This is a genomic window from Pectobacterium odoriferum, assembly GCF_009931295.1.
GTDB lineage: Bacteria > Pseudomonadota > Gammaproteobacteria > Enterobacterales > Enterobacteriaceae > Pectobacterium > Pectobacterium odoriferum.
This window is the reverse complement of record NZ_CP034938.1, coordinates 3,574,065-3,588,495: the sequence shown is the minus strand read 5'-3', so window position 1 is coordinate 3,588,495 and position 14,431 is coordinate 3,574,065. Positions and strand designations below refer to the sequence as shown.

The 14,431-nt window shown below is 53.1% G+C and carries 3 protein-coding genes; 2 read left to right on the top strand and 1 reads right to left on the bottom strand.

Annotated features, from left to right (window positions below; translation table 11 throughout):
• Nucleotides 1–22: 22 nt before the first annotated feature.
• Nucleotides 23–1,375, bottom strand: a complete 1,353-nt coding sequence (locus EO763_RS16075; RefSeq protein ID WP_039493416.1) for a TolC family outer membrane protein — start codon at nt 1,373–1,375, stop codon at nt 23–25.
• A gap of 383 nt (nt 1,376–1,758) precedes the next feature.
• On the opposite strand from EO763_RS16075, the gene EO763_RS16070 reads away from it, so the two are divergent.
• Nucleotides 1,759–13,884 (top strand): Ig-like domain-containing protein, encoded by a 12,126-nt coding sequence (locus EO763_RS16070; protein WP_161529565.1) that lies wholly within the window; start codon nt 1,759–1,761, stop codon nt 13,882–13,884.
• Between the two features lie 59 nt (nt 13,885–13,943).
• Nucleotides 13,944–14,288, top strand: a complete 345-nt coding sequence (locus EO763_RS16065; RefSeq protein WP_010301178.1) for a hypothetical protein — start codon at nt 13,944–13,946, stop codon at nt 14,286–14,288.
• The last annotated feature ends 143 nt before the right edge of the window (nt 14,289–14,431 follow it).

Below are 14,431 nucleotides of genomic sequence, written 5' to 3'. Positions count from 1 at the left end.
GCCCTCTGACCAATGAAATATATTAATTAAGGCTCGGCAACTCTGCGTGGGGGGTTACGTTTGTCAAGCTGGTACCCGCATCAGGCGCCGGGATCGCCAAACGGTTTAATAGCTCTCCCATACGGGATGCGATCCGGTATTCGGTGTAGAGGGAGGTGAAGCGAACCTCAACCAGACGGCGCTGTGCGGTGAACAGCTCGTTTTCACTGTCCAGCAGGTCCAGCAGCGTCCTTTCTCCTAGGCCAAATTGCTTCTGATAGGCGGTACGCACTTTCATACTGCGGTCGGCATATTCGGCGGCAATCGGCAGCTGCTGACGCGAGTTATTTAACGCTGACCAGGCTAGTTTTAGCTCTTCGCTCAGCAGGCGCAGGGCATTATTTCGCACATCCTGCGCTTCTTTTACCTGATAGGCTTTTGATTCCATGTTGGCTTTGCTGCTACCGCCTTCATACAGGTTGTAGCGCATCCGCAGCATCGCCTGCCACTCATTATTTTGACCGCGCGTCCCGTCAACATTGTTATCCATCGTGCGAGAGAGTTCAACGTTGAGGCGCGGGTAAAACGTTGATTTTGAAGTCTCGTATTGCTGCTGAGTGGCTTCAATATCTGATTCTGCAGACTTCAGTGCCGGGCTGTTAGCTAGCATGATGCGCTGAGCTTCATCCAATGAGGAAGGAAGCTTTATCGCAGAAGCATCGGGCATCACCAAATTCTCCGGCACCTTGCCCACAACGCTCATGTAGTTGATTTTGGCATCGTCCAGATTGGTTTTTTCCGTCAGCACGTTGTTACGGGCCTGTGCAAGACGTGCTTCAGCTTGATCCAAATCGGCCAATCGCCCAACGCCTTGTTCGCTGCGTAGCCTGATTTGATCGTAAATACGTTCATGGCTTGCAAGGTTGGCTTCTGCCAGACGAACGAATTCCTGGCGTTGCAACACATTCAGATATACCTGAATAGCATCTAACGCCGTTGCTTCACTGGTATTTAATACCTTATAGGCACGTGAATTGACGGTGGCACGCTGTCTGCCCACTTCGCTGGAGGTGGCAAAACCATCAAATACCGTTTGGCTCAGATTGATGCTCGACTCTTGGCGGCTGAGTTCAACGCGTTTATTGATGCTAGCGCGTGTCGAGGGGCTATCTGTTTCTTCGCGGCCAACACCTGCACTCAGTGTGATGGAAGGAAGATATCCCCCTTTTGCCGCTTGTAAATCGTGTTCGGCAGAAAAACGACTATTAATGGATGCACTCACTTCGGGGTGTGTATAGAGCGTGCTTTTTACTGCTTCTTGGATCGTGTCGGCATACGTCGCGGTGGAAAAAACGGTAATAAAAGATAATAAAGTAAAACGGTATTTACACATCATCATCAGCAGTTTTCCTTCACAAAGAACTTTATTTGTGATTATTCCTATTAAAGTGTTGGGGTGTTATATAAATGCCTAACGAATTTGTTTTATTTTATTCCTTTTATATCAATACTTTAATTTATTTTTCTGAAAAAACTAATGCAAGAAAAATAAGAGTGACTCAAAGTAAGTAAAGTTCTGGAAAGAATATTCTGAATTTTTTATTATATCGTTCATTGAGTCAAGCGTTTGCACTCAACAACAGCACTATCGTAACGCTTTTTTTTAAAAAAAAGTCAGGACGACACAGCAAGTCAACCTTATCAGGATGATAGCCAAGATCTATAGCCGCAATATCGCAATATCATAAAAATAATTATAGATATCAAGGAGACAGTATTTTGAATAGTGTAATTGGCGTTATTAAATTCGTTATTGGACAGGTTTTTATCGTTGCGCTTGATGGGAGTCAGAGGCTGCTGATTGCTGGCGATCGGGTTTACCGTGGTGAAGAAGTGGTGACGGGTGCCAACGGTGCGGTTTCAATCACATTACCTGATGGTAAGACGCTTGATCTGGGGCGTGATAGCCGCTGGAGTGATGTAAGCAGCGCGTCTTCCCTGCAAAATACGGATGTCGCCAGTGATGTCGCTGCTATACAGGATGCTATCGCTCAAGGTGCCGACCCAACCCAAGTGTTAGAGGCCACTGCCGCGGGTAATGATGACACCGGAGATGCAGGGGACGGCGGCGGCGGGCATTTCAATCCAACGGTAGTACTGAATTTAACGGCTGATGTCGTGACTGCCCCGATTGGTTACGAGACCGCCGGCATATCGTTTACTGACAGAGCCTCATCGGTTTTGGATGGTGCAGATTCATCCACGTTGCTGGCTGCGGCAACGGATACCACCGATACCACACCGCCTTCTGTCACCATTGTTATTAATCGTGATGGCACAATCAGTTTCGTTTTTACAAAACCGCCTGTTGGTTTTGATCTCAGTGATATCACCGTAGCAAATGGTTCTGTAACCAATCTAGTGCAGGATCCTAACGATCCTACTCGCTGGACGGCGACATTGACGCCAGCCGCCAATTTTGAGGGAGAAGTCCGCGTCAGCATTCCTGACGGCAGCTACACCGATGCTGCGGGCATTCTTGGTACGGGTGGAAGTGAAACGGTAACGGTTGATACCTTGCCCCCTGTTGCCTCAATCTCTATCGATAATGTCACGTCGGACAACGTGATTAATGCTAGCGAATCTGGTCAGACGATCGCCGTGACGGGTAAAGTCGGCAATGAGGTTAAAGCGGGCGATGCGGTTACCGTAAAAGTCGGTACTGAGACCTATCAGACGACAGTCAATACCGACGGTAAGACCTGGAGCGTCAACGTTCCGGGTTCCGTGCTGGCTGCGAACAGCGATGTGAGTGCCACGGTGACCACGCGCGATACCGCAGGTAACGTCACCACCGCCAATACGACTCATGCTTATAGCGTCGATACGGTTGCACCAACGGCGTCGATTGCTATCGATAATGTCACCAGCGACAACGTAATCAATGCCAGTGAATCCGGCCAGACGATTGCGGTGACGGGTAAAGTCGATAATGAAGTCAAAGCGGGTGATGCGGTTACCGTGAAAGTCGGTACTGATACCTACCAGACGACGGTGAATACCGATGGCAAGACCTGGAGCGTGAACGTTCCGGGATCGGTGCTGGCCGCAAACAGCGATGTGAGCGCCACCGTGACCACCCGCGATACCGCAGGCAATGTCACGACTGCGAATACCAATCATGCCTACGGTGTGGATACGGTCGCACCTGTGGCTTCAATTTCAATTGATAACGTCACTTCAGATAACGTGATTAATGCCAGTGAATCCGGCCAGACGATTGCCGTGACGGGTAAAGTCGATAACGACGTTAAAGCGGGCGACGCCGTTACCGTGAAAGTCGGTACCGAAACGTACCAGACCACCGTGAATACCGACGGTAAGACCTGGAGCGTGAATGTTCCGGGTTCTGTTCTTGCCGCCAACGGCGATATCTCGGCAACGGTGACCACCCGCGATACCGCAGGCAATGTCACCACCGCGAACACTAGCCACGCTTACGGTGTCGATACGGTTGCACCAATAGCCTCAATCTCTATCGACAGTGTCACGTCAGACAACGTGATCAATGCCAGTGAGTCCGGCCAGACGATTGCCGTGACGGGTAAAGTCGATAATGACGTGAAAGCGGGTGACGCGGTTACGGTTAAAGTCGGCACCGAGACCTATCAGACGACGGTGAATACCGATGGCAAAACCTGGAGCGTGAACGTTCCGGGCTCCGTGTTAGCGGCCAATGGCGATATCTCAGCAACGGTGACCACCCGCGATACCGCAGGTAACGTCACGACAGCCAATACCTTGCACACTTATGGTGTCGATACGGTTGCACCGACAGCGTCTATCTCTATCGACAATGTCACGTCGGACAACGTGATTAATGCTAGCGAATCTGGTCAGACGATCGCCGTGACGGGTCAGGTCGGCAATGAGGTTAAAGCGGGCGATGCGGTTACCGTTAAAGTCGGTACTGAGACCTATCAGACGACGGTGAATACCGATGGCAAAACCTGGAGCGTCAATGTGCCGGGATCGGTGCTAGCTGCAAACGGCGATGTGAGTGCGACCGTGACCACACGCGATACCGCAGGCAACGTCACTACCGCCAATACGACTCATGCTTACGGTGTAGACACCATTGCACCGATTGCTTCTATCTCTATCGATAATGTCACGTCCGATAACGTGATCAATGCCAGCGAGTCCGGCCAGACGATAGCGGTGACGGGTCAGGTCGATAATGACGTGAAAGCCGGCGACGCGATTACCGTTAAAGTCGGTACCGAAACGTACCAGACGACGGTGAATACCGATGGCAAAACCTGGAGCGTGAATGTTCCGGGATCGGTGCTGGCCGCAAACAGCGATGTGAGCGCCACCGTGACCACCCGCGATACCGCAGGCAATGTCACGACTGCGAATACCAATCATGCCTACGGTGTGGATACGGTCGCACCTGTGGCTTCAATTTCAATTGATAACGTCACTTCAGACAACGTGATTAATGCCAGTGAATCCGGCCAGACGATTGCCGTGACGGGTAAAGTCGATAACGACGTTAAAGCGGGCGACGCCGTTACGGTGAAAGTCGGTACCGAAACGTACCAGACCACCGTGAATACCGACGGTAAGACCTGGAGCGTGAACGTTCTGGGATCGGTGCTGGCCGCCAATGGTGATGTGAGCGCCACCGTGACCACGCGCGATACCGCAGGTAATGTCACCACCGCCAATACGACTCATGCTTACAGCGTCGATACTGTCGCGCCTGTCGCTTCTATCTCTATCGACAATGTCACGTCCGATAACGTGATTAACGCTACCGAATCCGGCCAGACGATAGCGGTCACGGGTCAGGTCGGTAATGAAGTCAAAGCCGGTGACGCGATCACCGTTAAGGTGGGTACCGAAACCTATCAGACGACGGTGAATACCGATGGCAAGACCTGGAGCGTCAATGTTCCGGGTTCTGTTCTTGCCGCCAACGGCGATATCTCGGCAACGGTGACCACGCGTGATACCGCAGGTAACGTCACCACCGCCAATACTTCTCATGCTTACGGTGTGGATACGGTTGCACCGACAGCGTCTATCTCTATCGACAATGTCACGTCAGACAACGTGATTAATGCGGCCGAATCCGGCCAGACGATTGCGGTGACCGGTAAAGTTGGCAATGAGGTTCAGGCTGGCGACGCGATTACCGTAAAAGTCGGTACCGAGACGTACCAGACGACGGTGAATACCGATGGTAAGACCTGGAGCGTGAATGTTCCGGGATCGGTGCTGGCCGCAAACAGCGATGTGAGTGCGACGGTCACGACGCGTGATACCGCAGGTAATGTCACCACGGCAAATACTAGCCACGCTTACAGTGTCGATACGGTTGCACCAGTCGCGTCGATCTCTATCGACAATGTCACCAGCGACAACGTCATCAATGCCAGCGAATCGGGCCAGACGATTGCGGTCACGGGTCAGGTCGGTAATGAAGTCAAAGCCGGTGATGCGATCACCGTAAAAGTCGGCACGGAAACGTACCAGACGACGGTGAATACCGATGGCAAAACCTGGAGCGTGAACGTTCCGGGCTCCGTGTTAGCGGCCAATGACGATATCTCAGCAACGGTGACCACCCGCGATACCGCAGGCAATGTCACGACGGCCAATACCAGTCACGCTTACAGTGTTGATACCGTTGCACCTGTTGCCTCAATTTCTATCGATAATGTCACGTCGGATAACGTCATCAACGCTACCGAGTCCGGTCAGACGATAGCGGTCACGGGTCAGGTCGGTAATGAAGTGAAAGCCGGCGACGCGATTACCGTAAAAGTCGGTACCGAAACCTATCAGACGACGGTGAATACCGACGGCAAGACCTGGAGCGTGAATGTTCCGGGAGCGGTGCTGGCGGCTAACGGTGATATCTCCGCTACAGTGACTACCAGTGATACGGCGGGCAATGTCACGACGGCCAATACCAGTCACGCTTACAGTGTTGATACCGTTGCACCTGTTGCCTCAATTTCTATTGATGATGTCACGTCCGACAACGTGATCAATGCCAGTGAGTCCGGCCAGACGATTGCGGTGACCGGTAAAGTCGGTAACGAGGTTAAAGCGGGCGATAGCGTTACCGTAAAAGTCGGTACCGAGACGTACCAGACTACGGTGAATACCGATGGCAAAACCTGGAGTGTGAATGTTCCCGGCTCTGTGCTGGTTGCGAACAGTGATGTGAGTGCGACGGTCACCACGCGCGATACGGCGGGCAACGTTACCACAGCTAACACCAGTCACACTTACGGCGTGGATACCGTTGCACCAACGGCTTCGATTTCTATCTACAATGTCACGTCCGATAACGTGATCAATGCCGCTGAATCCGGCCAAACCATTGCAGTCACTGGTCAGGTGGGCAATGAAGTGAAAGCCGGCGACGCGATTACCGTAAAAGTCGGTACCGAAACCTATCAGACGACGGTGAATACCGACGGCAAGACCTGGAGCGTGAATGTTCCGGGAGCGGTGCTGGCGGCTAACGGTGATATCTCCGCTACAGTGACTACCAGTGATACGGCGGGCAACGTTACCACAGCTAACACCAGCCACACTTACGGCGTGGATACCGTTGCGCCAACAGCTTCGATCTCTATCGATAATGTCACCAGCGACAACGTGATCAATGCCAGTGAATCCGGCCAGACGATAGCGGTCACGGGTAAAGTCGGCAATGAGGTTAAAGCCGGTGACGCGGTTACCGTGAAAGTCGGTACTGAGACCTATCAGACGACGGTGAATACCGATGGCAAAACCTGGAGCGTGAATGTTCCGGGTTCCGTGCTGGCCGCGAACGGCGATGTGAGTGCGACCGTCACTACCCGCGATACCGCAGGCAATGTCACGACGGCCAATACCAGTCACGCTTACAGTGTGGATACGGTTGCACCGACAGCGTCGATTGCTATCGACAATGTCACGTCAGACAACGTGATCAATGCCAGCGAATCCGGCCAGACGATTGCGGTGACGGGTAAAGTCGATAATGACGTGAAAGCCGGTGACGCGATCACCGTTAAAGTCGGTACCGAGACCTACCAGACCACGGTGAATACCGATGGCAAGACCTGGAGTGTCAATGTTCCGGGATCGGTACTGGCCGCTAATGGCGATGTGAGTGCGACGGTCACGACGCGTGATACGGCGGGTAATGTCAGCACGGCAAATACTAGCCACGCTTACGGCGTGGATACGGTTGCGCCGACAGCGTCGATTGCTATCGACAATGTCACGTCAGACAACGTGATTAATGCCAGTGAATCCAGCCAGACGATAGCGGTGACGGGTCAGGTCGGTAATGAAGTCAAAGCGGGCGACGCGGTTACGGTTAAAGTCGGCACAGAAACGTACCAGACGACAGTGAATACCGATGGCAAGACCTGGAGCGTCAATGTTCCGGGATCGGTGCTGGCGGCTAACGGTGATATCTCGGCAACGGTGACCACGCGCGATACCGCAGGTAACGTCACCACCGCCAATACGACTCATGCTTATAGCGTCGATACCGTTGCACCAACGGCGTCTATCTCTATCGATAATGTCACCAGCGACAACGTAATCAATGCCAGTGAATCCGGCCAGACGATTGCGGTGACGGGTAAAGTCGGTAACGAGGTTAAAGCGGGCGATAGCGTTACCGTAAAAGTCGGTACCGAGACGTACCAGACGACGGTGAATACCGATGGCAAAACCTGGAGCGTGAATGTTCCGGGATCGGTGCTGGCGGCTAACGGTGATATCTCGGCAACGGTGACCACCCGCGATACCGCAGGTAACGTCACCACAGCGAACACCAGTCACACTTACGGCGTGGATACCGTTGCACCAACGGCTTCGATTTCTATCGACAATGTCACGTCCGATAACGTGATCAATGCCGCTGAATCCGGCCAAACCATTGCAGTCACTGGTCAGGTGGGCAATGAAGTGAAAGCGGGTGACGCGGTTACGGTAAAAGTCGGCACGGAAACGTACCAGACGACAGTGAATATCGATGGCAAGACCTGGAGCGTGAATGTTCCAGGTTCTGTTCTTGCCGCCAACGGCGATATCTCGGCGACCGTGACCACGCGCGATATCGCAGGTAACGTCACGACAGCCAATACCTCGCACACTTATGGTGTCGATACGGTTGCACCGACAGCGTCGATTGCTATCGACAATGTCACGTCAGACAACGTGATTAACGCGGCCGAGTCCGGCCAAACCATCGCGGTCACCGGTAAAGTCGATAATGATGTGAAAGCGGGCGACGCGATCACTGTTAAGGTCGGCACGGAAACCTATCAGACGACGGTGAATACCGACGGAAAAACCTGGAGCGTCAACGTTCCGGGGGCGGTGCTGGCGGCTAACGGTGATATCTCCGCTACAGTGACTACCAGTGATACGGCGGGCAACGTTACCACAGCTAACACCAGCCACACTTACGGTGTGGATACGGTTGCACCGACAGCGTCTATCTCTATCGATAATGTCACGTCCGACAACGTGATTAATGCGGCCGAATCCGGCCAGACGATTGCGGTGACGGGTAAAGTCGATAATGACGTGAAAGCCGGTGACGCGGTTACGGTTAAAGTCGGCACCGAGACCTATCAGACGACGGTGAATACCGATGGCAAAACCTGGAGCGTGAACGTTCCGGGCTCCGTGTTAGCGGCCAATGGCGATATCTCAGCAACGGTGACCACCCGCGATACCGCAGGTAACGTCACGACAGCCAATACCTTGCACACTTATGGTGTCGATACGGTTGCACCGACAGCGTCTATCTCTATCGACAATGTCACGTCGGACAACGTGATTAATGCTAGCGAATCTGGTCAGACGATCGCCGTGACGGGTCAGGTCGGCAATGAGGTTAAAGCGGGCGATGCGGTTACCGTTAAAGTCGGTACTGAGACCTATCAGACGACGGTGAATACCGATGGCAAAACCTGGAGCGTCAATGTGCCGGGATCGGTGCTAGCTGCAAACGGCGATGTGAGTGCGACCGTGACCACACGCGATACCGCAGGCAACGTCACTACCGCCAATACGACTCATGCTTACGGTGTAGACACCATTGCACCGATTGCTTCTATCTCTATCGATAATGTCACGTCCGATAACGTGATCAATGCCAGCGAGTCCGGCCAGACGATAGCGGTGACGGGTCAGGTCGATAATGACGTGAAAGCCGGCGACGCGATTACCGTTAAAGTCGGTACCGAAACGTACCAGACGACGGTGAATACCGATGGCAAAACCTGGAGCGTGAACGTTCCGGGATCGGTATTAGCGGCGAATGGCGATGTGAGTGCTACCGTGACCACGCGCGATACGGCAGGCAACGTCACCTCCGCCAATACGACTCATGCTTACGTCGTGGATACGGTTGCACCGACAGCGTCTATCTCTATCGACAATGTCACGTCAGACAACGTGATCAATGCCAGTGAATCCGGCCAGACGATAGCGGTCACGGGTCAGGTCGGTAATGAAGTCAAAGCCGGTGACGCGGTTACGGTGAAAGTCGGTACCGATACCTACCAGACGACGGTGAATACCGATGGCAAAACCTGGAGCGTCAACGTTCCGGGCTCCGTGTTAGCGGCCAATGGCGATATCTCAGCGACGGTGACCACGCGCGATACCGCAGGTAACGTCACCACCGCGAGCACCAGTCACGCTTACAGTGTCGATACGGTTGCGCCAGTTGCGTCGATCTCTATCGACAATGTCACCAGCGATAACGTAATTAACGCCAGCGAGTCCGGTCAGACGATAGCGGTGACGGGTAAAGTCGATAATGACGTGAAAGCCGGTGACGCGATCACCGTTAAGGTGGGTACCGAGACCTATCAGACGACAGTGAATACCGACGGCAAAACCTGGAGCGTCAATGTTCCGGGTTCTGTTCTTGCCGCCAACGGCGATATCTCGGCAACGGTGACCACCCGCGATACCGCAGGCAATGTCACTACCGCGAACACTAGCCACGCTTACGGTGTGGATACGGTTGCGCCGACAGCGTCTATCTCTATCGATAATGTCACGTCGGACAACGTGATTAATGCTAGCGAATCTGGTCAGACGATCGCCGTGACGGGTAAAGTCGGCAATGAGGTTAAAGCCGGTGACGCGGTTACCGTGAAAGTCGGTACTGAAACCTATCAGACGACGGTGAATACCGACGGAAAAACCTGGAGCGTCAACGTTCCAGGGGCGGTGCTGGCGGCTAACGGTGATATCTCCGCTACAGTGACTACCAGTGATACGGCGGGCAACGTTACCACAGCTAACACCAGCCACACTTACGGCGTGGATACCGTTGCGCCAACAGCTTCGATCTCTATCGATAATGTCACCAGCGACAACGTGATCAATGCCAGTGAATCCGGCCAGACGATTGCCGTGACGGGTAAAGTCGATAATGACGTGAAAGCCGGTGACGCGATCACCGTAAAAGTCGGCACCGAGACCTACCAGACGACGGTCAATGCGGATGGCAAGACCTGGAGCGTGAATGTTCCGGGATCGGTGCTGGCGGCTAACGGTGATATCTCGGCAACGGTGACCACCCGCGATACCGCAGGCAATGTCACGACGGCCAATACCAGTCACGCTTACAGTGTTGATACCGTTGCACCTGTTGCCTCAATTTCTATCGATAATGTCACGTCGGATAACGTCATCAACGCTACCGAGTCCGGTCAGACGATAGCGGTCACGGGTCAGGTCGGTAATGAAGTCAAAGCCGGTGACGCGATCACCGTAAAAGTCGGCACGGAAACGTACCAGACGACGGTGAATGCGGATGGCAAGACCTGGAGCGTCAATGTTCCAGGTTCTGTTCTTGCCGCCAACGGTGATATCTCGGCAACGGTGACCACCCGCGATACCGCAGGCAATGTCACGACGGCCAATACCAGTCACGCTTACAGTGTTGATACCGTTGCACCTGTTGCCTCAATTTCTATCGATAATGTCACGTCGGATAACGTCATCAACGCTACCGAGTCCGGTCAGACGATAGCGGTCACGGGTCAGGTCGGTAATGAAGTCAAAGCTGGCGACGCGATTACAGTAAAAGTCGGTACTGATACCTACCAAACGACGGTCAATGCGGATGGCAAAACCTGGAGCGTGAATGTTCCGGGCTCCGTGTTAGCGGGCAATAGCGATATCTCAGCGACGGTGACCACCCGCGATACCGCAGGTAACGTCACCACCGCGAACACCAGTCACGCTTACAGTGTCGATACGGTTGCACCGACAGCGTCTATCTCCATCGACAATGTCACCAGCGATAACGTGATTAACGCGGCCGAATCCGGCCAGACGATTGCGGTGACCGGTAAAGTTGGGAATGAAGTGAAAGCGGGCGACGCGATTACCGTCAAAGTCGGTACGGAAACGTACCAGACGACGGTGAATACCGATGGCAAGACCTGGAGCGTCAATGTTCCGGGATCGGTGCTGGCGGCCAATAGTGACATTAGCGCCAGCGTGACCACGCGTGATAACGCGGGGAACGCCACCACGGCGAATACTCATCATGCCTACAGTGTGGATACGACTGCCCCAGAAATTGATATTACGAATTTCGCGGATAACGATGGGTATGTCAGCCAGAGTGAGTCGAAAAATACCGTAGTCAGCGGCACCAGCAATGAGAAGAAGGTCGATCTGGTCTTTACCGATGTGAATGGTAAGTCGGTTACGCTGCATGACGTGCCCGTGACGAACGGAAAATGGCAGACGAATGTCGATCTGAGCACGCTAGCGGAAGGCAAGATTACCGCAGGGGCGACGGCGACCGATGCGGCAGGCAATCAGGCGCATGATAACAGCCAGGCCATCATGGATATTACGCCGCCAACTGCACACAACAACACGGTGTCGGGTACAGAAGATACACCGCTGCACATTGGCTGGAGCGATCTGGGTGTATCGAGCGATACCACAAGCATCGTGATTTCGTCTCTGCCGCCTGCTGCCGCTGGCACGCTCTATTTTAATGATAACGGGAGTTGGAAAGCGGTCACCGCTGGCCAAACCTTTACCGCTGGCAACACCGATCTACGCTTTACGCCAGCGAGTAATGTCTCTGGTTCATCGCTGGGGGACATTGCTTACCGACCTGTCGATAGCGCAGGGAACACAGGCGATAAAGCCGCGCTGCACATTGGTATTACGCCAGTAGCCGATGTGCCAGTCGTAAGCTTGAGCACCTCCAGCGTTACCACGACGCCAGCCTCTGCGGAAGTCATTAAGGTGAATGGGGGAAGTGGGCAGTCTGGCGGGTTTGATGTGCAAGATGGGAAAATTGTTAAGATCGGCAGTGGTGTGCGCGTTTGGTTGACAGAGGGTGATACTGCGCCTGCTGCTGCTAACCCTTCGGAACAGATTAAGTATTACGGCAAAGATAACGGCAATGGTAATCCTGGGGGATCGACAAGCTATGCTGACATTTTTGTTGTTCATTCCAAAAGCGGTTATTTCTACCGTCAGTCTGATTGGACTGAAGCACAGAAACAGTATAACCAGCTTGATTCTGTCCACGGAAATAGTCAGTCACAGTCGAGTAATCCAGGTAAAGATTATATCTTTGTCCAAAAAGAAGAGGGTTTTACCTATAAGGCTGAAAACTCGACGAATAATAGAAATAATAACTTCAACACACTGGATGGTGTGAAAGTTACCTATTCTGATGGAAAGGGGCATTCGGGATCTTTAATCAAGCAGGTAAGTAACCAGCTTGAAGGCGTGATCTACAGCGATGGTTCGACGTATACCGCCGGAAATAGTGCGACGGTGGACAAAGTCCCCGGTCAGGCGGGAAAACAGACCTATACGCTCGATGTTTCAGCGGCATTGACTGACCGTGACGGTAGCGAAACGCTATCTGGTATTCGGTTGACGGGGATCCCGACGGGAACGGTGCTGACCGACCAAATCAATAACGTGAAGTATACCGTCGGTGCCGATGGCTCGTATCTGATTCAAAATGCTCACAATGCCCAGACGCTGGCCGGGAAAATTACGCTTGAGGTGCCAGCCGATGCGGGTAAATTGAATGTCGTGGCGCAGGCGACCTCGACAGAAATGGGCAACCACGATACGGCAACTGGCTATTCGGCAGAAGGTGCTGAACAGTATGGACTGAGTGTCGGTGCGGTGGGCAATGACACGATGTCTGGCACGTATAATGATGATGTGCTGTTCGGCGATGTTGTCTCGTTCCCTAACATCGACGGTACTGGCATCGCAGCCTTGCAGAACTACATCGGCAAGCAGTTAGGTATGCAAACAGGCGTCCCGACGACGAAGGACATGCATAACTATATTGCCGCGCACAGTTCAGAGTTTGATCTGTCGTCGAAGGGAGGGAATGACATACTCAATGGCGGCGCAGGGGATGATATTCTCTTCGGCCAGGGAGGAAATGACACCCTCTATGGTGGGGCGGGGAATGACCTGCTCTACGGCGGTAGCGGAGACGACATCCTGATTGGTGGGGCGGGGGGCGATACGCTCATTGGCGGAGCTGGCGCGGATACCTTCAAGTGGCAGGCTGGCGATATCGGCAACGATGTGATCAAAGACTTTAACGCCAAAGAGGGTGACCGGATTGATTTAAGCGATCTGGTTGGCGAACTGGAGGAAGGCACCGATATCAGCCGCTATATTCGCATCACCGATAATCATGGTTCACCGACGATTGAAGTGAGCACGGCAGGGAACTTTACGGCGGATAAAGGCGGAACGGTTGCAGTGTCGATTACGTTGGAACACTATAACGGTGCATTACCGTCGCTGGAGAGTCTGGTCAGCAAGCCAGAACCGTCTAGCTGACGAAAAGGGGGAGCCTGCTTGGCTCCTTTCTTTATCAAAAACTTAAAAGGTCTCCGAACATGTTTTATATCCAACGCGACAGTGATGGTCACCTGATGAAGGTAGAAAAGAGTCCTTTTCCTGAAATGAATGGCGAACTGCCTGATGATTCGCGCGAGGCGCAGGCCTGGTTCCGCAGCCATCAGGCAGCGATGTCCAGTCTCCAGCAACTGCGGCAAAGCGATCTGGAAATGGTGCGCGTGCTGGAGGATTTAATTCAGGTTTTGATTCAGAAAGGTGTGGTCAGCATTACTGATTTCCCTCAGGCGGCACAGCTGAAGTTGATCAACCGTGCACAGGCGCGTGAAGCGCTAAATGGCGGATTAAACAAGCTGATTGGCGACGATGAAGAGACGATGTTTTGAAGAAATGATGTTGTAGAGAGATGATATCTTAACGTCGATCCTCGCTTTTCAATACAACCCCGGCTTCTCAATATCGTAGTGAGAAGCCGGGGCCGTTAAACGCCGTTAGCCAAAAATAACGCCGTTAGCCAAAATAATGTCGC

What these genes read in the sequence shown, in the direction of transcription:
- EO763_RS16075 (WP_039493416.1), bottom strand. Translation starts at nt 1,375, where the DNA reads ATGATGTGTAAATACCGTTTTACTTTATTATCTTTTATTACCGTTTTT.
- EO763_RS16065 (WP_010301178.1), top strand. Translation starts at nt 13,944, where the DNA reads ATGTTTTATATCCAACGCGACAGTGATGGTCACCTGATGAAGGTAGAA.